19 protein-coding genes are annotated in these 22,841 nt (G+C 70.2%); 10 read left to right on the top strand and 9 right to left on the bottom strand.

From position 1 onward, the window contains the following. Positions 1-191 precede the first annotated feature (191 nt). A complete protein-coding gene (secA, locus tag ABD259_RS13015) occupies positions 192-3,032 on the bottom strand; it encodes a preprotein translocase subunit SecA (RefSeq protein ID WP_344102030.1) in 2,841 nt (946 codons plus the stop codon). Positions 3,033-3,262: 230 nt separating this feature from the next. Between secA and ABD259_RS13010 the strand changes: the two genes are divergently transcribed. Then, complete coding sequence (locus ABD259_RS13010; RefSeq protein ID WP_344102032.1) at positions 3,263-3,613, top strand: hypothetical protein; 351 nt, start codon at positions 3,263-3,265, stop codon at positions 3,611-3,613. Positions 3,614-3,709: 96 nt separating this feature from the next. Here ABD259_RS13010 and hpf read toward each other — a convergent pair whose 3' ends face one another. From hpf to mtrA, 5 genes are all read right to left on the bottom strand, one after another. Beyond that, complete coding sequence (hpf, locus tag ABD259_RS13005; protein ID WP_344102034.1) at positions 3,710-4,399, bottom strand: ribosome hibernation-promoting factor, HPF/YfiA family; 690 nt, start codon at positions 4,397-4,399, stop codon at positions 3,710-3,712. An 808-nt stretch (positions 4,400-5,207) separates the two neighbouring features. Then, positions 5,208-5,981 (bottom strand): ComF family protein, encoded by a 774-nt coding sequence (locus ABD259_RS13000; protein ID WP_344162516.1) that lies wholly within the window; start codon positions 5,979-5,981, stop codon positions 5,208-5,210. A 66-nt stretch (positions 5,982-6,047) separates the two neighbouring features. Further along, entirely contained in the window at positions 6,048-7,955 is a 1,908-nt protein-coding gene (locus ABD259_RS12995) for an LpqB family beta-propeller domain-containing protein (RefSeq protein ID WP_344102038.1), read from the bottom strand. Further along, positions 7,952-9,703, bottom strand: coding sequence for an MtrAB system histidine kinase MtrB (gene mtrB, locus ABD259_RS12990; RefSeq protein ID WP_412759367.1), 1,752 nt, complete (start codon positions 9,701-9,703; stop codon positions 7,952-7,954). The genes ABD259_RS12995 and mtrB overlap by 4 nt, the downstream gene beginning before the upstream one ends. A 19-nt stretch (positions 9,704-9,722) precedes the next feature. Further along, the gene (mtrA, locus tag ABD259_RS12985; RefSeq protein WP_017618743.1) at positions 9,723-10,400 is read right to left on the bottom strand and encodes an MtrAB system response regulator MtrA; all 678 of its coding nucleotides are present in this window, start codon (positions 10,398-10,400) and stop codon (positions 9,723-9,725) included. 860 nt (positions 10,401-11,260) lie between these two features. On the opposite strand from mtrA, the gene ABD259_RS12980 reads away from it, so the two are divergent. From ABD259_RS12980 to ABD259_RS12950, 7 genes are all read left to right on the top strand, one after another. Then, a complete protein-coding gene (locus ABD259_RS12980; protein WP_344102042.1) occupies positions 11,261-12,367 on the top strand; it encodes a glycerophosphoryl diester phosphodiesterase membrane domain-containing protein in 1,107 nt (368 codons plus the stop codon). Further along, a complete protein-coding gene (locus ABD259_RS12975; protein WP_344102044.1) occupies positions 12,364-13,032 on the top strand; it encodes a DUF4129 domain-containing protein in 669 nt (222 codons plus the stop codon). The genes ABD259_RS12980 and ABD259_RS12975 overlap by 4 nt, the downstream gene beginning before the upstream one ends. Then, positions 13,029-14,225, top strand: a complete 1,197-nt coding sequence (locus ABD259_RS12970; RefSeq protein WP_344102046.1) for a DUF4350 domain-containing protein — start codon at positions 13,029-13,031, stop codon at positions 14,223-14,225. The genes ABD259_RS12975 and ABD259_RS12970 overlap by 4 nt, the downstream gene beginning before the upstream one ends. Before the next feature lie 82 nt (positions 14,226-14,307). Continuing rightward, positions 14,308-15,303 carry an AAA family ATPase gene (locus ABD259_RS12965; protein ID WP_344102048.1) on the top strand — a complete coding sequence of 332 codons (996 nt, stop codon included), beginning with the start codon at positions 14,308-14,310 and terminating at the stop codon, positions 15,301-15,303. Between the two features lie 62 nt (positions 15,304-15,365). Beyond that, positions 15,366-16,667 carry a DUF58 domain-containing protein gene (locus ABD259_RS12960; protein WP_344162513.1) on the top strand — a complete coding sequence of 434 codons (1,302 nt, stop codon included), beginning with the start codon at positions 15,366-15,368 and terminating at the stop codon, positions 16,665-16,667. A 64-nt stretch (positions 16,668-16,731) separates the two neighbouring features. Next, entirely contained in the window at positions 16,732-16,974 is a 243-nt protein-coding gene (locus tag ABD259_RS12955) for a hypothetical protein (protein ID WP_344102052.1), read from the top strand. Continuing rightward, the gene (locus ABD259_RS12950; RefSeq protein ID WP_344162510.1) at positions 16,971-17,396 is read left to right on the top strand and encodes a type II toxin-antitoxin system VapC family toxin; all 426 of its coding nucleotides are present in this window, start codon (positions 16,971-16,973) and stop codon (positions 17,394-17,396) included. Before ABD259_RS12955 ends, ABD259_RS12950 begins: the two co-directional genes overlap by 4 nt. A gap of 10 nt (positions 17,397-17,406) precedes the next feature. On the opposite strand, the gene ABD259_RS12945 is transcribed toward ABD259_RS12950, so the two are convergent. After that, the gene (locus tag ABD259_RS12945) at positions 17,407-18,402 is read right to left on the bottom strand and encodes a stage II sporulation protein M (RefSeq protein ID WP_344102056.1); all 996 of its coding nucleotides are present in this window, start codon (positions 18,400-18,402) and stop codon (positions 17,407-17,409) included. 130 nt (positions 18,403-18,532) lie between these two features. On the opposite strand from ABD259_RS12945, the gene ABD259_RS12940 reads away from it, so the two are divergent. Then, positions 18,533-19,363, top strand: coding sequence for an RDD family protein (locus tag ABD259_RS12940; RefSeq protein WP_344102058.1), 831 nt, complete (start codon positions 18,533-18,535; stop codon positions 19,361-19,363). A 106-nt stretch (positions 19,364-19,469) separates the two neighbouring features. Here the strand turns inward: ABD259_RS12940 and ahcY (ABD259_RS12935) are convergent, their stop codons facing one another. Together ahcY (ABD259_RS12935) and ahcY (ABD259_RS12930) are read right to left on the bottom strand one after the other, a co-directional pair. Beyond that, a complete protein-coding gene (gene ahcY, locus ABD259_RS12935; RefSeq protein WP_344102059.1) occupies positions 19,470-20,732 on the bottom strand; it encodes an adenosylhomocysteinase in 1,263 nt (420 codons plus the stop codon). 23 nt (positions 20,733-20,755) lie between these two features. Further along, positions 20,756-22,192 carry an adenosylhomocysteinase gene (ahcY, locus tag ABD259_RS12930; protein WP_344102061.1) on the bottom strand — a complete coding sequence of 479 codons (1,437 nt, stop codon included), beginning with the start codon at positions 22,190-22,192 and terminating at the stop codon, positions 20,756-20,758. Positions 22,193-22,333: 141 nt separating this feature from the next. On the opposite strand from ahcY (ABD259_RS12930), the gene ABD259_RS12925 reads away from it, so the two are divergent. Further along, the gene (locus tag ABD259_RS12925; protein ID WP_344102063.1) at positions 22,334-22,825 is read left to right on the top strand and encodes a MerR family transcriptional regulator; all 492 of its coding nucleotides are present in this window, start codon (positions 22,334-22,336) and stop codon (positions 22,823-22,825) included. Positions 22,826-22,841: the final 16 nt, after the last annotated feature.

Raw genomic sequence — 22,841 nt, 5'->3', positions numbered from 1 at the left:
GAAAGCGCCCCCCCCCGCCCTCACGGGGCGGCCGCTTCGCTTCTTCGGTTGCTGTCGGGGAGACCAGCCGAAGGGGCACAACTGTTCGGTCGGCACCCCCGAGACCAACATGAGACGGCACGTCACAAGGGTGGGGTCCCGCGATCGCGGGACCCCACCCTGTCGTTTCTACCGTCGTCGGCGCTACGCCGTTAGGCGGCGCCGCCCTTGGGCTCGCCGTGGCACTTCTTGTACTTCTTGCCCGACCCGCAGGGGCACTGCGCGTTGCGCCCGGTCCCGGCGTAGGGCTTGTCGGAGCTGGCGGCCTCGGTGTGCTTCTCCACGCCGCCGGTCTCATTGGGGGCGGTGTACTGCAGGTGGCTGGGGCGGTTCGCACCGAAGCCGGGGACGACGACGTCCTCGGGTGCGGCCTCGGCTTCGGCCGGTTCTTCGGCGGCCTCCGCTTCCTCCTCGGCCCCCTGGGTCAGCGCCGTTCCTGTGGCAGCGGCCGTGGCGGCCGCCCCGGCCGGAGTCACCTCGCTGGAGGAACGATCCTTGACCTGGACCTCGACGTTGAACAGGTAGCCGACCGACTCCTCCTTGATGCCTTCGAGCATCTCCTGGAACATGTCGTAGCCCTCCCGCTGGTACTCGATCAGCGGGTTGCGCTGCGCCATGGCACGCAGGCCGATGCCCTCCTGGAGGTAGTCCATCTCGTAGAGATGCTCGCGCCACTTGCGGTCCATGACCTGGAGGATCACCCGGCGCTCGACCTCGCGCATGGTCTCCTCGCCGATCTCCTCCTCGCGGCGCCGGTAGGCCTCCTGGGCGTCCTCCCGGACCCGGTGGATGATGACGTCCGGGGTGAGTGTCCCCAGGTCGCCGCCGTTCTCCTCGATGAGCTCGTCGACGGTGAAGCCGACGGGGTAGACCTGCTTGAACGCCTTCCACAGCTTGTCGAGGTCCCAGTCCTCAGGGTCGCCCTCGGATGTGGCGAGGCGGACGTAGCCCTCCAGGACGTCGTCCATCATCGCCTCGACCTGCTCGCGCAGGTCGGCGCCTTCAAGGACCTTGCGGCGCTCGGCGTAGATCACCTGGCGCTGGCGGTTGAGGACCTCGTCGTACTTCAGGACGTTCTTGCGGATCTCGAAGTTCTGCTGCTCGACCTGGGACTGCGCCGACTGGATCGCCTTGGTGACCACACCTGACTCGATCGGCTGATCCTCGGGGATGTTCAGCCGCTCCATGATGATCTCGACCCGGGCGCTGTTGAACAGGCGCATCAGGTCGTCCTGGAGGGAGAGGTAGAAGCGCGACAGCCCGGGGTCGCCCTGGCGGCCCGAGCGCCCGCGCAGCTGGTTGTCGATGCGCCGCGACTCGTGGCGCTCGGTGCCGAGCACGTAGAGCCCGCCGACATCGACGACCTGCTGGTGCTCCTCCTCGAACTCCTTCTTGGCCTTCTCCAGCGCCTCCGGCCAGGCCTCCTCGTACTCCTCGGGGGTCTCCAGCGGCTGCAGACCGCGTGCCTGGAGCTCCTCGTCGGCGATGAAGTCGGGGTTACCACCGAGCATGATGTCGGTGCCGCGGCCGGCCATGTTGGTGGCGACCGTGACGGCACCGAGCTTCCCGGCCCGCGCGATGATCGACGCCTCACGCGCGTGGTTCTTCGCGTTGAGGACGTCGTGGGGAATGCCCTCGCGCTTGAGCATCTTCGACAGCAGCTCGGACTTCTCGACGCTCGTCGTGCCCACGAGGACCGGCTGGCCCTCCTTGTGGCGCTCGGCGATGTCCTCGACGACCGCCTCGAACTTGGCCTCTTCGGTCTTGTAGACGACGTCGCGGTCGTCCTTGCGGATCATCGGCTTGTTCGTCGGGATCGGGACGACGCCGATCTGGTAGGTCTGGCTGAACTCCGCCGCCTCGGTCGCGGCGGTACCGGTCATGCCCGAGAGCTTCTCGTACATGCGGAAGTAGTTCTGCAGGGTGACCTTGGCGAGCGTCTGGTTCTCGTCCTTGATCCGCACCTTCTCCTTGGCCTCGATGGCCTGGTGCATGCCCTCGTTGTAGCGGCGGCCGCGCAGCACACGCCCGGTGAACTCGTCGACGATGAGCACTTCGCCGTCCTTGACGATGTACTCCTTGTCGCGGCGGTAGAGCTCCTTGGCCTTCAGCGAGTTGTTCAGGAAGCTGATGAGCGGGGTGTTGACCGACTCGTACAGGTTCTCGATGCCGAGCCAGTCCTCGACCTTCGCCACACCGGACTCGGTAATGCCGACGGTGCGCTTCTTCTCGTCGACCTCGTAGTCGGTGTCGCGGCGCAGGCGGGGAGCGATCTTGGCGAACTCCGCGTACCAGCGGGAGTTCTGCTCGGCGGGACCGCTGATGATGAGAGGGGTGCGGGCCTCGTCGATGAGGATGGAGTCGACCTCGTCGACGATCGCGAAGTAGTGCTCGCGCTGGACGGTGTCGTCCAGCGACAGCGCCATGTTGTCGCGCAGGTAGTCGAACCCGAACTCGTTGTTGGTGCCGTAGGTGATGTCGGCCTGGTAGGCCGCGCGCCGCGCCTCGTTGGAGATGTCCGGCGCGATCACGCCGACTTCCAGGCCGAGGAACTGGTGGATCCGGCCCATGTTCTCGGCGTCGCGCTTGGCCAGGTAGTCGTTGGGGGTGACGATGTGGACGCCCCGGCCGGCCAGCGCGTTGAGGTACACCGCCAGCGCCGACGTCAGGGTCTTGCCCTCACCGGTCTTCATCTCGGCGATGTTGCCGAAGTGCAGGGCGGCGCCACCCATCAGCTGCACATCGAAGGGCCGCTGCCCCAGCGTACGCTTGGCGACCTCCCGCACCGTGGCGAACGCCTCGGGCAGCAGGTCGTCGAGCGATTCGCCGTCTTTGTAGCGCTCGCGGTACTCGTCGGTGAGCTCGCGCAGCTCGGCGTCGCTGAGGTCGACGAAGTCGTCCTCGATCGAGTTGATCTGGTCCTTCAGCTTCTTGAGCTTGCGCAGGATCTTTCCTTCACCTGCGCGGAGGACCTTATCGAGTATGCCTGGCACTTCTAATGCGCTCCTCGCAGATCATGGCCCGCCATGTGCGTTGGGGCGGATCGGATCCTTTACCCGCAGCCTTCCACTGTAGGCAAGCCTATTCCCTCAACGACACTTTGTGCGTCCGTGCCGTGGCCGCTACGGGTCCTCTGCCGCGTTTAGCCCTCACCGGGGGAGGTTATGCACCGATGGAAAGGATCCGCGGGGATCTGTGATCTGTCCAGCGTGGGGGGACCGCCATGGCAGACAACATGCAGTCGCAGCCCTACATCCGTGGCTACCAGGGCGAAGGCGGGGTCTGGACCGATACCGGCAGCCACCGCGGCCGCCCGGGGTCGTGGGTGGCGGTGGCCTTCATCGCCGTCGGTTTCGCCCTGGGCGGACTGTCGATCGTGCTGGGCATGTCCTGGTGGCTGCTGGGGGCGGGGGTCGCCCTCATGCTCATCGGCGCGGTCCTGAGCCTGGTCACCGACATCTTCACCGACGTCGTGCTCGACGATCCGCACCGTGAGCCGGAGGAGCCGCACGAGACCCCTCTGCACAAGATCAAGCAGCGCGACCGCGAGCTGGCCGCCGGCGACGAGGCGTGAGGGTACCGTCGGCGATCGTCCCACCAGCCTCAGTAATGTGCCGCGGCGGGCAACCGCCCGCCGCGGCACATCATGTTTTCCGCAATCCTTCGAGGGTCAGTCCATCAGGCGCAGTACGCCGTAGTTGAAGCCTCGCCGACGGTAGACGACGCTCGGCGCGTCTTTCTGCTCGTCGTGGAACAGGTAGAAGTCGTGGCCCACGAGCTCCATCTCCATCAGGGCCTGGTCGATACTCATCGGTTTCGCGTGGTGGAACTTCTCCCGGACGACCACCGGGGTGTCTCCCTGGGTGTCGAGCTCCACGAACTCGTCCGAGAACCGGTCAGCCGCGGCGTACTCATCGGAACCGCCGCCACCGGACGCACCCGCCGTCTGGGAGGGGACGGGCGTTCGTGCGGACGCCTGCGCCTCAGCGGGTGCCACGTCGTTGTTCGCGAGGCTGGCGGTGGCCGCGGCCACGGAGACCGGAGCGTGGTTCCCCCGGTGCACCTTCCGGCGGTCGGCCACCTTGCGCAAGCGGGCCTCGATACGGGCCAGCGCCTGGTCGAGGGCGCTGTAGCGGTCATCGGCCGACGCTTCGCTTCGGATCACCGGACCGCTGGAGTGGATGGTCAGCTCAACCCGTTCGCGCTGGTCGGCGAGGCGCGGGTTGCGCTCCTTGGACACCTCCACATCGACGCTCATGCCTTTTTTCTCCCACTTGGAGAGCTTGCTCAGCTTGTTCTCGACGTGCTGCCGGAACTTGTCGCTGACACTTGTGCGTCGACCCTTGACGATGATGTCCACAAGACCCCCTTCGTCGCGTTGGTCATCTCTTCAGCGATGACCAGGCTGTGTCATACCGCCCCCCGCTTTTCGCGGCGGGCTTCGCGCTACGCGCCCCTCCTCTCCGCCATCCCCTCAGGGATGACAGCTTGGTCTGGATCTCCGTATACCCACAAGATCCCGGGTATTCACCCCGTCGAAGGTTGGTAATTGACCAGGTCAGAGCCGAGAAACTCACACGCGATTTTCACCTTGGCCGGGCGGCGCCGCGCCGCCGGGGGAATCAGAGGAGAGCATCCATCGGCCCTCCGCAGGCCGCTGCTGTCGGCGCGGTCGTGTCATAGCCCCGGAAACATGGAGGGCACACCAGGTAGGGACATGCCACCCGCCCGGCCGACCTGGTCTTCGTCCCCACATCCGCCTGCTGAGGGTTCCGCCGCGCTCATGTGCGACTACTGCCCTTCTCCCGCTCCCAAGGGACATCCGGACCCTCTGCGGGGCAGGACTTACCTCTAAGGCGCACCGTGATCGGTCGACGAAAAGTCGCCTTACGTGGGCCGTTTCGCCTGCGCCTGGCATCGGCTTGCCGGACCCGCGCCCCGACACAGGGACGTCGTGTCCAGCGCAACCACGGACCCGGACGGGTGCCATGTCAAGAACGCTAGCCCGAGTTCGCTCGGATGTCAGGTGCTGACATCGGAGCGATTGCGGGTACCAGCGTTCCCCAGCCCCCCGAAATTCACGAAAGTCGGAAGAAACCCGACCGGAGTAAAAACTTCTCAGCTCCACTCCGCGTCCGGGCGGGGGCACCCTCCGGCCGTCATCGAGGCTACCCGCGTTCGGTGAGCACAGCGGCCGCCGCCACCCGCACCCCCGCGGCGCGCAGCGCCCGGGTGGCTTCGGCCAGCGTGGCGCCGGTGGTCACGACATCGTCCACCACGACCACCGCCGACCCGGTGAGAGAGCGAACGGCGCGCGGGCGGACGGCCAGCGCGCCGTGGAGGTTCGCCCACCGCCGCGAACGGTCGAGCCCCACCTGGTCGGCCACCCGCCGGCGGTGCAGCAGCGCCCGCACATGGCGAACCGTGGGATCCGGGCACGCGGACCCTATGGCGTGGGGCGGGTGAGCCGAGCGTGAGCGGGACCGCCGGGGAGGTCCGCGGTCCGACGACGGCGAGTGCGCCGGCGGCGCTCCCCGGCCCAGCTCCTCGGCCGCGGCGCGGGCCAGCAGCGCCACCGGATCGAACCCGCGGCGGCGCAGGGCCGCCGTCCGCGCCGGGACCGGAACCAGCGCGACCGCGCCCCGCACGGACGCGGCCTCGGCCACCGCGCGCGCCAGCCGCCGCCCCAGCGGCGCGGCCAGCGCCCGGACCCCACCGTCCTTGAACCGCAGCAGCAGGTCGCGACCGCGCCCCGCGTAGGGACCCGCCGCCCAGACCGGCGGGCACCCCGGCCGGGCGGAACAGCGCCACGGGCGGCGGTCGAGCGCGTCGGCGCACGTCGCGCACACCAGCGCCCCGGAGTGCCCGCACCCGGCGCAGCGCTCACCCAGGACGAGGTCGACCAACGAGGACAGGACAGCGGGACAGGAGACGGGCCTCATATCCGCAGGTTCGCCCCGTCCCGCGGCCCGCCGCAACGGCACCGCGCCGCCTGTGGACGGCGGGGATCAGCCGGGGTAGACCGGGTTGGCGCCGTCGGCCACGCGCTGCCAGCTGATGCGGTCCCCGGTCATCATGATCTGGCCGTCCTCGGTGCCGCACATCAGCGGTTGTCCGGGCGCGGCGGTGATGCTCTTCATGTCGGTCCCGGAGGGCGCTCCGGCGCTGGTGGTGTCCGTGCTGCCGTCCAGCGACACCAGGAACGCCTGGTTCGCTCCGCGCGCCCGCTGCCCGACGACGGCGAGCTGGTCACCGCCCCGCCAAGAGACGTCCTCGACCGTGGACAACTCCTGCGCGAGCGGGAGGAACGCGCCCACGGCCGACTTCTGATCGCCGTGGATCACCCGGCCCACGAACAGCTGCCCGGTGGCGTCCTTGCCCTCCGAGGTGATGACGGCCACCCGACTGCCGTCACGGGAGACGCGCAGCCGCGTGACCTCGCGCCCGCGCAGCGCCGGTGCGTCGACTTCCACCGGGTCGGTGCCGCCGCGCAGCATCCAGACCTTGGTGCCGGGACGCTTCGGCTCGTCGTCCGCGCCGTCCTCGCCGGAGGAGGTGTCGTCCGTGTCGTCCTTGCTGCCCGTATCGCTCTTGTCGTCCTTCTTGTCGTCCTTCTTCTTCCCGTCTCCCTTTTTCCCGTCTCCGCCGACGCTCTCGACGACCCAGAGGTTGCCGTAGCGGTCCCAGGACAGGGAGGTGTACTTTCCGCCGGACATCAGCGTGCCGAAGTCGGCGCCCTCGGTCACATCGGCGGCGACGACCCGGCCGCCCCCGGCCTCAATACCGGCGACACGGCGCTGGTCGAGGGAGACCGCGTGCTGCTCCAGCGGGGTGTCGCCGACTCCGGCGGCGCCCTTGAGCCGTGATTCGGCGTGCTTATCGTCCATACCCGTGTCCGTCAGCGACCACAGCTGGCCATTGCGGCTGAAGTAGGCCCTCAGGTCGGTTTCGCCGGCGACACCGCCGGGGTTGACCGGGTTCCAGTACCTGTCGTTGGACTGCAGGTTCTCGTCGGCCTCGCCGGGGAAGTCCACCTCTTCGCCGTTGATGCGCAGGGTGAACCCCTCCACCTGCGGCAGCTGCTTGAGGGTCCACGCCAGCTGCGCCCCCATGCCGAACTCGTCGCCCCCGGTGTCCCCGCGCAGCTCGACGATGACCTTGCCCGAATCGAACGCCACATCGGCCTCGGCGTCCTCGGGAAAAGCGGAGACGACGGCCGGTGCGAGCCAGTCGGTGGGGCCGTCGACCAGCGCCTTCACCAGCCGCCTGGCCCGCCGGTCGCTGCGCAGCGGGAGGAACACCGGGTCGGGGACCAGGGAGCTGTGGTCGAGGTTGTAGTAGTAGAGGTTGAGCGGACGGTACAGTCGCTCCACGTCCTGCTCGCCGAGGAGCAGTTTGTCGGGCAGGTCGGCGATCCGCCACTCGCCCTCGTCGTTCTTGGCGAGCTCGAACGTGACGTCGATCATCTGGCCCTGCGCGGCCGGCAGGTACTGGCCGCTCTGGTCGAGCGTGGCGATCTGCGGGCTGCGCACCCGCACCTTGGCCGTGGTGCCGTCGCCCGGGGAGTCGACGGACAGAGAGACCGCGTCCATGTCGTCGTAGACGAGGACGGCGCCCGTGTCCGACCACTCCTCGCGGCGCTCCGGCATCAGGTACTCGCGTGCGGCCTTGTGATGGTCCTCGACGCTGCGCAGGTCGCTGAGGAAGCCGCGGACCAGGCCCTCCTCACCCACGCCCTTCTGCGGGCCGGCGGGCAGCATCCGCACGAAGTTCTCGTAAAAATCGCCCGATTCGTCGTTGCGTCCCGCGCCCTCGACCACAGGTCCGCCGGTGGGTACCGTGGCGCAGGAGGACAGCACGACCGCCAGCAGCGCACTCCAGGCCGCGGCGCGGAGGCGTCTCGAACGGACGGTCATGGCTTCTCCCCAATCTCCGAGGGCCGCGCCGGGGCCGATTCAGCGTCGGCCGCGGTGCTGACCTGGCCGTAACCGGCGCGTCGGCGCCCCAGCGCCATCTCGGGCGGGGCGAGTGGCAGCGGGGAACCGCGCAGCTCCTGCCCGGCCTTGCGGGGCAGGGAGAGGCGGAACTGCGATCCCTTGCCGGGCATACCCCAGGCCTGCAGCCAGCCGCCGTGCAGCTGCGCGTCCTCCTTGGCGATGGCCAGCCCGAGCCCGGTGCCGCCGGTGGTACGGGCCCGCGCCGGATCGGCCCGCCAGAACCGGTCGAAGCACAGGTGCTCCTCGCCCTCCTTGAGGCCCACGCCGAAGTCGCGCACGGCGACCGCCACCGCGTCGCGGTCGCCCACCGCGGTGACGATGACGTCCTTGCCCTCGCTGTGCTCAATGGCGTTCACGACGAGGTTGCGCAGGATGCGGTTGATCCGACGGGCGTCGAACTCCGCGTAGCAGGGTTCGGCCGGGAGCCGCAGTACGACCTTGATGCCGCGCTTCTCGGCGATGTGCTCGGCGTCGCCGACGGACTTCATCACGGCGTCGCGGATGTCTATGGACTCGATGGAGAGCGTCGCAGCCCCGGCGTCGTGCCTGCTGATCTCCAGGAGATCGGCGAGGAGTTCCTCGAACCGCTCCAGCTGGCCCTGCAGCAGCTCCACCGAGCGGGTCTGGGTGGGCTCAAGGTCCTCGCGGTCGTCGAAGAGAAGGTCGCCGGCCATGCGGATCGTGGTCAGCGGGGTGCGCAGCTCGTGGGAGACATCGGAGACAAACTGGCGCTGCAGCTTGGACAGCTCCTCCAGTTCGTGGATCTTCTCCTGCAGGTTGCCCGCCATGTCGTTGAAGGACATGGCCAGTCGCGCGAGGTCGTCCTCGCCGCGTACCTTCATGCGTTCGGAAAGGTCGCCTGAGGCGAGGCGCTCGGCGGATCCGGCCGCCATCCGCACGGGGATGACCACCTGCCGGGTAACGGCGAACGCGATCACCGCAAGCAGGATGACCATCGCGGTGGCCACCAGGATCACGGTGTGCTGCACCAGGTCGAGCATCTGCTGCTCGTGGTCGAGCGGAAAGAGGTAGTAGAGCTCGTAGACGTGGGAGAGCTGCGCTCCGACGGCCAGTCCCGGCTCACGCCCCTCGTCGCTGACGATCTCGGTGTAGCGCATGTACTGGGTGTCGAGCTCGTCGCTGTCGCGCACCCGCTCGCGCAGGGGTTCGGGGATACTCTCCGGCTTGACCGTCGCCGACCCGGAGAGGCCGCCGATGGTCGGCAGGATGACGATCTCGTAGAGGCCGGTGGTTCCGCTGCGCTGTCTGAGGTCCGTGGCGATCTGCAGGAGCTGCGAGTCGGGGTCGATGGACTGCAGCTCGCCGTCCTGCATCGCGCTGGTCGCGGTCTGCAGGCCGACCTTGTGGTAGTTGAGCGCCGCCTGTTCCTTGGCTTCCAGCAGCCCCGATTTGACCTGGTCGATCAGGACGATTCCGAGCCCCGCGGTGACCAGCGCGGACAGCACCAGGGTGGTGGTGACCACGCGCAGCTCCAGCGAGCGCCGCCAGCGGGTGTGCACGCCGCGCACCAGGCCGCGGGCCGCGCGCTGGGCGGCGAGATAACCGCGCAGCAGGAGGTCGAGCGCCTGCTGCCAACGCGACAGCACGGCGTCCTCGCCCTCTGGCGGGTCCGCCGCGTGTGCGCCGTTGGTGCTGCTGCTCGTCACGTGTCGGGTCTCGGTCGAATCAGGCGGTCCCCGCCTTGTACCCGACGCCGCGGACGGTCACCACGACCTCCGGGTGCTCGGGGTCCTTCTCGATCTTGGCGCGGAGCCGCTGGACGTGGACGTTCACCAGACGGGTGTCGGCCGCGTGGCGGTAGCCCCAGACCTGTTCGAGCAGGACTTCGCGGGTGAACACCTGGCGCGGCTTGCGTGCCAGGGCCACGAGCAGGTCGAACTCCAGCGGGGTGAGGCTGATGGGCTCGCCGTCGCGGCGGACCGCGTGTCCGGCGACGTCGATGGTGATGTCACCGATCTGGAGCACCTCGGGCGCCGGCTCCTCGGTGCGGCGGAGCCGGACCCGGACGCGGGCGACCAGTTCCTTGGGCTTGAACGGCTTGACGATGTAGTCGTCGGCCCCGGACTCCAGGCCGAGGACGACGTCAACGGTGTCGCTCTTCGCTGTGAGCATCACGATCGGGACACCGGATTCCGCACGGATCTGCCGGCAGACGTCGATACCGTCCGCGCCGGGCAGCATGAGGTCCAGCAGGACGAGATCCGGCTTGGTCTCGCGGAACGCCTCCAGTGCCTTGTCGCCGTCGTGAACGAACGACGGTTCGAAGCCTTCGCCTCTGAGGACGATGCCCAACATTTCAGCGAGAGCGAGGTCGTCGTCGACGACCAGTACGCGTCCCTTCATCGATGTACCCGGCGCCCAACGCGCATCCCGGCGGGATGCGGCGCCCGGCGCCTTCTCCTTTCTGGACACTCAAGCGGCACTGATCTTTGCGAGTCTTTGCGAGCTCTACTGCCAGGGTCCCTGTGCGGGAGTCGTCGTGGTGCGGTGCACCTGCGGCCGGACTCCCCACCCAACCTTGCCATCTCCTGGCTCGGCTTGGCGTCCGGTCGCCCGGGATCGGCCGCCCCGGGGGCGATCTTCGTTATTTATGCTTGCGTCACGGCGGCGACACGGGTTCCCCCATGGGGAACACCCTGCCGTCGGACCCGCCACCCCGTCCAGAGCACCTGCTCACCGAGCGTATGCGACTTGGTCGGTTGATAACCGAAAGCATACAAAAAGAATAAAGGGTATCGGCGGTCCAATTCCCGGCGAACGACCACGCAACAGCGGGAACGCCCAATAGGCGGCCGATCTGGCATAGCGTGGATGGCGCCACGTAAGATGCGCGCCACCGCGGCCGCAGAACCAGCGCGGAACCAGCGACGACGGAGGAACGAGGGACCATGTCGCACGAGGACGGCCAGCCCTGGGAGACGCCAAGGTCGTCTCCCGCAAACGACGGGGCACCACCGGTTCCTCCGGACCCCTCCGCACCCGCCCAACAGGGCTGGACGGCACCCGGCGGCCCCCCGGAATGGGCCCCCTCCGCACCCGCGCCGGGAGCGGGTCACCCGCAGGGCCAGCCGGGTTGGGCGCCGCCCGGCGGTCCGCCGCCCGCCCCGCACCCCGGGTGGGCCGCGCCCGGCGGCCCGGGGCCCGGCGGAGCGTCCGGAGGTGGCCACGGCGTCGGCGGACCCGGATACCCACCGCCCTACGGCATGGCCGGTTCCGGACCGTATCCCGCCGCTCCCCCGGCGCCGATTCCGGGCGTCGTCGCACTGCGCCCGCTCACACTGGGCGACATCTTCAACGGCGCGTTCGGCTATGTCCGGCACAACCCCGCGACGGTACTCGGGCTGGCCGTCATCGTCGTCGCGATCTCCAGCATCCTGAGCGCCATCGGGATGAGCGGCTACTTCTCCGACTACGGCAGCGCGATCGACGCCCTCGCGGCCGATCCGACAGCCAACGCCGACACCCTGCCCATCGCCCCGTGGACCCTGTTCGCCATGTACGGGGGCGCGCTCCTCTCCTATATCGGCCAGGTGGTGCTCACCGGGCTGCTGGCCGCCGTCGTCGGCCTGGCGGTTATCGGCCGCAAGCTCACCATGGGCGAGGCGTGGCAGGCGGTGCGCGGCCGGATGGGCGCGGTGCTGCTGGTCGCTCTGCTGCTCTTCCTCATCGGCCTGGGCTGGACCGTGCTCCTCACCGTTGTCCTCATCGCCGCGGCCGTGCTCGGCTTCGCCGCCGATCAGCCCCTCGTGGCCCTCGCGGTGTTCCTCGTCGGCCTCGCCGCGGTCGCGGCGCTGGCCGTGTGGGTCTGGGTGCGCACATCGCTGGCCATGCCCGTGGCCGTCCTGGAGCGGCTGGGGCCGGGCCAGTCCCTGGCGCGCTCCTGGCGGCTCACCCGCGGCAGCTGGTGGCGGGTCTTCGGCATCCTGCTGCTCTCCGCGCTGGTCGCGGCGCTGGTGTCCGGCATCCTCTCCACGCCGTTCTCGCTGGTCGGAATGGTCGCGGCGATTACCGCCCCCGGCGCGGCCTGGGTCTATGTGGTGGGCGGTACCACGTCATTCGTGGGGACCGTCATCGCCGGCGCGCTCACCGTCCCGTTCGTCGTCGGGGTCACCACGCTCCTCTACGTCGACCTGCGCATGCGCCGCGAGGGCCTGGACCTCAGGCTGCAGGCCGCGGCGCAGTCCGGGCAGATGGTCGACGCCAGCATCTACCTGCCCGACCCCGCGTCGGCCGGCGGCGCCTATCCCGGCCCCTACCCTGGCCCCTATCCCGGCCCGCCCTCCGGCGGAGTCCCCGGAGCCCCGGCTTGACCGGCGCGCTCACGGGTACCGCGGCCGTGCTCGCCGCGGCCGCCGAGGTCTCCCGTGAGGAAGGGTCCCGCCTCGCCCGGGAGGAGCTGGCCAAGAAGATCTACGGCGAGGCCGAGCCCACCCTGCTCGACATCATCTGGGAAAGGGTGACCGACTGGCTCTCGGAGTTGGCCGGCCGGATGGAGGCGGCCATGCCCGGCGGGTGGTGGGTGCTGGGGCCGGTGCTCGCCGTTCTCGCCGTGGTGGCCATCGGCCTGATCATCTACGCGCGTCCGGCGCGCAGATCCCGGCGAACCGCCCGTATCGACACCACCGCACCACTGACCGCGGCCGACCACCGAACCGCGGCCGAGCGCCACGCCGCGGCCGGGGACTACGCCGCGGCCATCCGGGAGCGCCTCCGAGCGGTCACCCGCGCCCTGGAAGACCGCGCCATCATCACCCCCCGTCCCGGGCGCACCGCGACCGAGCTGGCCACTGAGGCCTCCGAAGCGCTGCCAGGCCGGCGCGAGGACCTGTTCGGCGCGGCCCGGGTGTTCAACGACGTCGCCTACGGCGAGCGCCCGGCCACCGCCGACGGCTACCGACAGCTCCGGGAACTGGACGAGCGGCTGGCCGCGACCCGCCCGATGGACCAGAACAGGGAGGCGGAGCCGACCCGATGAGCACCACCACCGCTCCCCCGCCGCCCGCCGCCCCGTCCCCGGGCGGCTCGACCGCCACATCGGTCGGCCCCGGCACACTGTGGCGCAAGGCGCGCGGCCCCCTCGCGTTCCTCGGCGCGCTCGTGGTGCTCGCGGTCCTGCTCTCCCTGGGTGCCGAGACAACCCGCTCCGGCCCGCTGGAACCGAACAACCCCGGCCCCGAAGGGTCCCGGGCGCTGATCGAGATCATGCGCCAGCGCGGCACCGGCGTCACCATCGCGCGCGACACCACCACGGCGGTCACGGCGGCGCGCCCCGACACGTTGCTGGTCGTGGCCTCCTCACACCGGCTGCTGCCCGAAGAACTCGAACGCCTCGCCGACACCCCCGGCGACCTGCTGCTGGTGCTGCCCACCACGGGCGCCATGGAGGAGCTCGCGCCTGGGGTCCGGACGAGCGGCGACACCGACGAGCGCACCCTGGCCGCCGCGTGCGACCTGCCCGCGGCACGCGCCGCGGGCTCGGCCGACACCGGCGGCGAGCTGTACGCGGTGGGCGGCGACGGTGCGACCACCTGCTACCCGGACCAAGGCGGCGACGCACTGGTGCAGGTGCCCCGGGACGGCGGGGTGACGACCGTGCTCGGCTCCAGCGGCCCGCTGACCAACGATCGACTGGACCGGGAGGGCAACGCCGCGCTGGCCCTGAACCTCGTCGGCGACCGCGACGTCGTGTGGTTCCTGCCGGAGGTACCGGCCGCGAGCGGGGAGAAGGACATCTGGGCGCTGCTTCCACGCTCGTTCTACCTCGCGGTGGTGCCGCTGGGCGCCGCGCTGCTCCTGCTGGCGGTGTGGCGGGGCCGCCGCCTGGGTCCGCTGGTCGCCGAGCGGCTGCCGGTGGTGGTGCGGGCGTCGGAGACCACCGAAGGACGCGCGCGGCTGTACGCGGCACGGCGGGCACGCGACCGCGCGGCCGGTTCGCTGCGCTCGGGACTCATCGGCCGGATGCGCCCGGCTCTCGGGCTTGGGGCGGACTCCGCGCCGGATGCGGTCGTCGAGGCCGTGGCCGTGCGCAGCGGGGACGATCCGGCTCGGGTGCGCGCACTGCTGTACGGTCCGGAGAGTGGGCCGGATGACGACCCGCACACCGCCGACGACGCGGCGCTGGTCCGGCTCGCCGACGAGCTCGACGCACTCGAAAAACGCCTGCGGTGACGGGGAGCTCGCCGCGGACGTGCCAAGGTCCGCGCCGGGTACCGAGCCGACCCAACGGAGATTGCAGAGAGGTACTTCAGACGTGACCGCCTTCACCGACCAGGGGCAGCCCTCCGGGCAGCCGTCCACCGAGCAGGCGCGGGCGGCGCTGACCGCGCTGCGCCACGAGGTCTCCAAGGCCGTCGTCGGCCAGGAGGAGACCGTGACCGGCCTCGTCGTGGCGCTGCTGTGCCGCGGCCACGTGCTGATGGAGGGGGTGCCCGGCGTCGCCAAGACGCTGCTGGTCCGGGCCGTCTCCGCCGGGCTCTCGCTGGACCACAAGCGCGTCCAGTTCACCCCCGACCTCATGCCCGGTGACGTCACCGGGTCGCTCGTCTACGACGCGCGCACCGCCAAGTTCGAGTTCCACGACGGGCCGGTCTTCACCAACCTCTTCCTGGCCGACGAGATCAACCGGACGCCGCCCAAGACGCAGGCAGCACTGCTGGAGGCGATGGAGGAGCGGCAGGTGACGGTGGAGGGCAAGCCCATGGCGCTGCCCGACCCGTTCGTCGTGGCCGCGACGCAGAACCCGGTGGAGTACGAGGGCACCTACCCGCTGCCGGAGGCGCAGCTCGACCGGTTCCTGCTCAAGCTCGTGGTTCCGCTGCCGCAGCGCGACCACGAGGTGGAGATGCTGGGCCGCCACGCCACCGGCTTCGACCCCAGCGACCTGGACGCGGCCGGGCTGCGGCCGGTGGCAGGGGCCGCCGAGCTGCGCGCCGCCCGCGCGGCGGTCGCCACCACCACCGTCGCCCCGGAGGTGCTCAGCTACATCGTCGACGTGTGCCGCGCCACCCGCCGCTCCCCCTCCCTGCAGCTGGGCGCCTCCCCGCGCGGGGCCACGGCCCTGCTGCGCACCAGCCGGGCCTGGGCCTGGCTGTCTGGGCGCGACTACGTCACCCCGGACGACGTGAAGGCCCTGGCCAAGGCCACCCTGCGGCACCGCGTGGCGCTGCGCCCGGAGGCCGAGCTGGAGGGCGCCACCGCTGACGGCGTCCTGGACGGTGTGCTGGCCTCGGTCGAGGTCCCGCGCTAGCGCGCCTCGCCCACCGCTGCGGCACGAACTGCGAGAAACACGGAATCACGGGGTAAGGACCAATGGCGATCACAGGCCGGGCGGTATTCGCCGCGTTCGCGGGCACGCTCGTGGTGCTCATCGCGGGGTCGGCCGGCCTCTGGGTGCTGTGGACGGTCCTGGCGGTCCTCGCCGCGCTGATCGCGGCGGACCTGCTGCTCGCGCCGAGCCCGCGCCGCGTCACCTTCGAGCGCGAGGGCGACACGTCCATTCGGCTGGGCGAATCCGCCACGGTCAGCCTGGTGGTGGCCAACCCCGCCGCCCGGACGCTGCGCGGGCCGCTGCGTGACGCGTGGGCGCCCAGCGCCGACGCCCGGCCGCGCACGCACGACGTGGTGATCCCCGCCGGGGAGCGGCGCCGGGTCAGCACGGTCCTCACGCCGCGGCGGCGCGGCGACCAGCGGGCCGCCGGCGTCACCCTGCGCAGCGTGGGTCCCCTGGGAATAGCGGCGCGGCAGTGCACGCACTCCGTGCCGTGGAGCGTGCGCACGCTCCCGCCCTTCCACAGCCGCCGCCACCTGCCGGGGAAGCTCGCGCGCCTGCGCGAGCTGGACGGGCAGCACAGCGCGCTCGTGCGCGGCCAGGGCAGCGAGTTCGACTCGCTGCGCGAGTACGTGCCCGGCGACGACGTGCGCTCCATCGACTGGCGGGCCACGGCGCGCCGCGACAGCGTCGTCGTGCGGACCTGGCGACCCGAGCGCGACCGCAAGATCCTGCTCGTCCTGGACACCAGCCGGACCTCGGCGGGCCGGGTCGGCGACACCCCGCGCCTGGACCACGCCATGGACGCCGCCCTGCTGCTGGCCGCGCTCGCGGCCAAGGCCGGTGACCGGGTGGAGATGCTGGCCTACGACCGCCGCGTCCGCGCGCAGGTCCGCGGCCGGGGACGCGGCAGCACCATGCCGCAGATCGTCCAGGCGATGGCACCGCTGGAGCCGGAGCTGGTGGAGTCCGACCCCACGGGCATGGTCAGCACGATCCTCGGCGGACAGAGCCGGACCCGGCAGTTGGTGGTCCTGCTGACCGACCTGAACGCCACCGCCATGGAGGAGGGCCTGCTGCCCCGGCTGCCCGCCCTGACAGCCCGCCACCTGCTGCTGGTCGCCGCCGTCGGCGACCCCCGCGTCACCGAAATGGCGGCGGGACGGGGCGACGCCCGCAGCGTCTACGAGGCGGCGGCCGCCGAACGCACCCAGGCCGAACGCCGCCGGATCACCGCCGAACTCCGCCGCCACGGTGTCGAAGTCGTCGACGCCGACCCCGAGCACATCGCCCCGGCGCTGGCCGACGCCTACATCGACTTGAAGGCGCAGGGGCGGTTGTAGCGGGGATACCGTGTTTTCGCCCGCATCTCCTCCCACCCCGCACCGCTCGGCCTAGACTTAACCCATGAACGCCGAGAAGGACTACGAAGCCCTGCGCGAGTTAATGGATCGCCTTCCACCGGCGGGCCTACGCCGACTGCGCGCGCTGGCCGAGTCCGACAGTGAAATCGCACAACTTCAGAACGAGGGGGGCGACGACACGCCTCGGCGTTTCCTACCGTTCATCGGGAAATTTGACTCCGGACGCAGTGACATATCCGTTCGTCACCACGAGATCATGCTTGAGGAGTTCGGTCGCCCGGAATGATCGTCACTCTTCTCGATACCGGAGTTCTTTGGGCCGCACTCGATGTCCGCGACACGTATCATCGGACGTCGGCCGATCTGATGGCAACGCTGCCAGGGCGGGTGCTCCTCCCTTCCACGGTGCTGACTGAGACGTCGTGGCATGCGGAGCGGACCCTCGGCCCCAAGGCTGAATCCGAACTTCTTGATTACATCGTGCAGAGCGATATCGAACTCGTCGAGGTCGATCAGGATGACCTGATCTGCGCGTCAAGCATTATCAGGCGGTACGCGTCACTCCGTCTCGGCTTCGTCGACGCCTCGGTTGTCGCCTTAGCCCAGCGGCTGGAGGTCAGCCGTATCGCGAATCTGGATCGTCGGCATTTCACTGTGATCCGCCCGGATCACGTGACGTCATTCACGTTGCTCCCCGAAACGCTCTAGCTCGAAATCGTCAACCGGTGACGGGGGCAGTCTCCGGACGCTCCTCGATGTCGCCGGTCTCGCCTTCCAGGTAGGCCTTGCGGCCCAAGGTGAAGACGTAGGCCAGGAACAACACCTCGGCCACCACACCGATGCCGATGCGCAGCCAGGTGGTGTGCACCCAGCCGGTGACCAGGCCCTCGATGAGGCCGGAGATGAACAGGACGACGATCAGGCCCAGCGCCACCGCGATGGCCGGGCGGGCCTCCTCGCCCAGCGCACGGAGGCGGGGGCGGTGGCCGGGGGAGATGATGGTCCAGCCGAGTTTCAGGCCGACACCGGAGGCGACGAACACGGCGGTCAGTTCGAGCAGGCCGTGCGGGAGGATCAGGCCGAGGAAGATGTCGCCTTTGCCGTGCGCGAACATGAGCCCGCCCATCACGCCCAGGTTCGCGCTGTTCATCGCCAGGACATAGATCACCGGCAGGCCGAGGAAGGCACCGAAGACGATGGCCTGGGCGGCGACCCAGGCGTTGTTGGTCCACACCTGGGCGGCGAAGGAGGCGCCGGGGCTCTCGACGTAGTAGTTGGCGAACTCGTGCTCGACGATCTGGCGGATGTAGTCGGGCGGGCCGAGCGCGGCCATCACCCGGGGGTCGTTGACCACCCACACGGCCAGGACGGTGGCGAAGGCGAGCGAGCCGACGGTCGACCAGATCCACCACCAGCGCAGCCGGTAGACGACCGCGGGGAAGGTGCGGGTGAAGAAGCGGGTAAAGTCGCGCCAGGCGGGGGTGTGCGCACCGGTGATCGCCGAGCGCGCCCGCGCGACCAGGCCGGAGAGCCAGCCGACCAGGGCGGGGTCCTCGCCGGAGGAGCGGACCACGGACAGGTGCGTGCTGGCCTTCTGGTACAGCTCGACAAGTTCGTCGACCTCGGCGCCGGTCAGCTTCCGGCGCCTGCGCAGGAGGCGCTCCAGTCGTTCCCAGTCGGATCGGTGCGCGGCGGCGAAGACGTCGAGTTCCACGCCTGGACTCTACCTATTTCTCCCACTCCACCGGAGACCGGGCCGCCGGGGCCGGGTGCCGCGGAGGGCTGATCGGCGACCGGCGTGCCGAACTCCCCGGGTACTGCCAGACTGGGAGAAGTACGGACACATGCACACCTACGACCAGGAAGAGGCAACGGTGGCGTATCCGGGCGGTGGAGCTACATACGGGCAGACCTCCCTGGTCACCGGGGACGCGGTCGTGCTCGACCTGCGCCCCGCGGGCTTCGCGACGCGGCTCGCCGCGCTGTTCGTCGACATCAGCGTCCAGCTCGCCGCGATCATCGGCCTGAACATCCTCGCCGTGCGGATCGGCGCCGGGGTCGACTCCGCCGCGACCGCCGCCGTGCAGCTCGGGCTGACCGTGCTCATCCTGGTCGGCTACCCGACCGCCTTCGAGACCTTCACCCGCGGCCGATCACTGGGGAAGCTGGCCGTGGGGCTGCGGGTGGTCGGTGTCGACGGCTCGCCCGTGCGCTTCCGCCAGGCGCTGGCGCGGGCGCTGACGGCCGCGGTCGAGATCTGGGCGCTCTTCGGCATCGTGGCCCTGGTCGTCTCGCTGATCAACCGCGACGGGCGCCGCGTCGGCGATTTCCTCGCCGGGACGATGGTGGTCTCGGAGCGCACCCGCCGCAAACGCGACGAGACCATTGAGATGCCGCCGCGACTGGCCGCGTGGGCGGCCAGCGCCCAGCTGTCCGGGCTCGCCTCGGAGACGGCTGCCATGGCCCGCCAGTACGTGCTGCGCTACGACGAGCTCACCGATCAGGCGCGCTACGAGATGGGCGTGCGGATCGCCGACATGGTGGCGGCGTCGGTCGGCCCGCCCCCGCCGCCCGGGACCTCCCCGCCGGAGTACCTGGCGGCCGTCCTCGCCGAGCGCCGCCGCCGCGAGGAGGAGCGGATGGCCGCCCGCCAGGCGGGTGGACCGACGGCCTGATCTCCCCTCGCCCCGTCCGTTGATCTCGGCGATATCGACCAAATAATCGCCGAAATTCGGTCGATATCGCCGAGATCAACGGGCGGACGGGGACTGCACGGGGGCGTCAGACGTGCCAGGAGTGCAGGTACTCCTCCTGGTCCGGGGTGAGGTGGTCGATGCCCACACCCAGCGCGGCCAGTTCCAGGCGGGCCACCTCGGTGTCGATGTCGGCGGGCACTTCCAGCACGCCCGGGGTGAGTGTGTCCCGGTGGCGCGCCAGCCACACGGTCGTCAGCGCCTGCACCGAGAAGGACAGGTCCATCACGGCGGCCGGGTGGCCCTCGGCCGCCCCGAGGTTGACCAGGCGCCCTTCGGCGAGCAGCACGATACGGCGGCCGTCGGCCAGCACGTACTCGTCGGCCTGCGGGCGCACCTCGTGCCGGACCTCGACCGCGAGCGCCTCCAGCGCGTGCAGGTCGATCTCCACGTCGAAGTGGCCGGAGTTGGCCAGCACCGCGCCATCCTTGAGCGAGGCGATGTGCTCGGCCCGGATCACGTCGCGGTTGCCGGTGACCGTCACCACCACGTCGCCGATCGGCGCGGCCTCGTCCATCGGCAGGACGGTGTAGCCCTGCATCACCGCGTCGAGCGCCTTGACCGGGTCGACCTCGGTGACGATGACCCGGGCGCCCATCCCGCGGGCGCGCTCGGCCAGGCCGCGCCCGCAGTAACCGAACCCCGCCACGACGACGGTGCGGCCGGCGAGCATGGCATTGGTGGCCCGCATGATGCCGTCGATGGTGGACTGCCCGGTGCCGTAGCGGTTGTCGAACATCCGCTTGGTGGCGGTGTCGTTGACGGCCACCATCGGCAGGGTGAGGACACCCTCGGCGCGCATCTGGCGCAGCCGGATGACACCGGTCGTGGTCTGCTCGCAGCCGCCGAAGGTCTCGGCGAGTAGCTCCGGCCGCTCCAGGGACGCGATGTTGACGAGGTCGCAGCCGTCGTCCAGCAGCATGTGCGGGCGGTGCTGAAGGACCGCCAGCAGATTGCGGTCGTAGCTTTCGGCGTCCATCCCAGCGCGGGCGTGCACCGTGATGCCGTACTCGGCGACGAGCGCGGCGGCGGTGTCGTCCTGGGTGGACAGCGGGTTGGAGGCGGCCAGCGCGATCTCGGCCCCTCCGGCGCGCAGGGCGCGCAGCAGGTTGGCGGTCTCCGCGGTCACGTGCATGCACGCGGCGATGCGCACGCCGTCCAGGGGGCGCTCGGCGGCGAAGCGGTCGTGCACCTGGCGTAGCGCGGGCATGGCGCGGGCCGCCCATTCCACGCGGCGGACCCCGGCCTGGGCCAGGCCGAGGTCCGCGACGTCATGCTCGGGTAGTGCCATGGTCTATGGCGTGATCGCCGGTATCAGTAGCGGTAGTGGTCGGGCTTGTACGGCCCGGCGACGTCCACGCCGATGTAGGCGGCCTGCTCCTTGGTCAGCTCGGTGAGCTTGACGCCGAGGGCGTCCAGGTGCAGGCGCGCGACCTTCTCGTCGAGGATCTTGGGCAGGGTGTAGACCTCGGTCGGGTACTCGTCGGTCTTGGTGAACAGCTCGATCTGCGCGATGACCTGGTTGGTGAAGCTGTTGGACATCACGAAGCTGGGGTGACCGGTGGCGTTGCCCAGGTTGAGCAGGCGGCCCTCGGACAGCACGAGGACCGTGTGGCCGTCCGGGAACGTCCACTCGTGCACCTGCGGCTTGATCTCGGTCTTCTTGATGCCCGGGATCTTGGCCAGCCCGGCCATGTCGATCTCGTTGTCGAAGTGGCCGACGTTGCCGACAATGGCCTGGTGCTTCATCCGCGACATGTGGTCGGCGGTGATGATGTCGAAGTTGCCGGTGGTGGTGATGACGATGTCGGCGATGTCGACGACGTCGTCGAGGGTCGTCACCTGGTAGCCGTCCATGGCGGCCTGCAGGGCGTTGATCGGGTCGATCTCGGTGACGATCACGCGGGCGCCCTGACCGCGCAGCGCCTCGGCGGAGCCCTTGCCGACGTCGCCGTAGCCGCAGACGACCGCGACCTTGCCCCCGATGAGGACGTCGGTGGCGCGCATAATGCCGTCGGGCAGGGAGTGGCGGATGCCGTACTTGTTGTCGAACTTGCTCTTGGTGACGGAGTCGTTGACGTTGATCGCCGGGAAGAGCAGCTTGCCGTCGCGCTGCATCTCGTAGAGGCGGTGCACGCCGGTGGTGGTCTCCTCCGTCACGCCCTTGATGCGGGACGCGATGTTGGTCCACTTCTTCGGGTCGGCCGCGACACTCTTCTGCAGGAGGGTGAGGAAGACCTTGAACTCGTCGCTGTCGGCGGTGGCGGGGTCGGGGACCGCTCCGGCCGCCTCGAACTCGGCACCCTTGTGCACGAGCATGGTGGCGTCGCCGCCGTCGTCGAGGATCATGTTCGGGCCGTCACCGCCGGGCCAGGTGAGCGCCTGCTCGGTGCACTGCCAGTACTCCTCCAGGGTCTCGCCCTTCCAGGCGAAGACCGGCACGCCCTTGGGGTCGTCCGGGGTGCCGTCGGGCCCGACGACGACCGCGGCGGCCGCGTGGTCCTGGGTGGAGAAGATGTTGCAGCTCACCCAGCGCACCTCAGCGCCCAGCGCGACGAGGGTCTCGATGAGGACGGCGGTCTGCACGGTCATGTGCAGCGAGCCCATGATCTTGGCGCCCGCGAGCGGCTTCGAGGCGCCGAACTCGGCGCGGGTGGCCATCAGGCCGGGCATCTCGTGCTCGGCGAGACGGATCTCCTTGCGACCGAACTCGGCCAGTGACAGGTCGGCGACTTTGAAGTCGAATGACATGCGTGTCCTCACTCCAGACGGGTGGATGCGACCCGAGTCTAGAGGTGCTGGTGTGGTCGATACACGACCCTTGTCGCAATATTGACATTTCATTGTCAGAAATGGCCCCGCGGGGGATACCGTCCGGTTAGAGTCGCTTCCATGGCCGATGTCGACAACCCCCGAGCCGCCCCTCGTTCCGGTGCCGCCCACCCTTCGGAGGGCGCGGGTGCGCCCGCGCCGGGCACGGGTGGTGAGTCCGGTCACGAGCGCATCCCCATCTCCGCCGCGGCCGAGCGGCTCGACACCAGCCCCCGCATGCTGCGCTACCGGGAGAGCCTGGGCCTGCTGCCGGTGACCAAGGAACAGCCCACCGGCCGGGGGCACCGCCACCGCCGGTTCTCCGAGGCCGACCTGCGGACCGTGGCGGTCGGCCTGGAACTGGAGCGGGCCTACGGCATCACCCCTGCGGCTCTGGCCTTCGCCCTGCGCATGCTCTCCGAGCCCACCACCCTGGCCCGGGTCCGCTCGTTCGGCGAACGCCTCGGACGCGTGACGCCACCGCCCGTTCGGGCCATGGACTTCGAGAAGCAGAAGGCCCTGCGCCTGCTGCAGCAGCGCGGAGAGCAAGAGCAGCGCCCGCGCCCCCGATAGAACGGCCCCGACTTCC

Origin of the sequence: Nocardiopsis rhodophaea (assembly GCF_039530945.1) — a bacterium.
Classification (GTDB): Bacteria; Actinomycetota; Actinomycetes; order Streptosporangiales; family Streptosporangiaceae; genus Nocardiopsis_C; species Nocardiopsis_C rhodophaea.
Note: the sequence above shows the minus strand (reverse complement) of the source record. Positions and strands in the feature narration are given on the sequence as shown.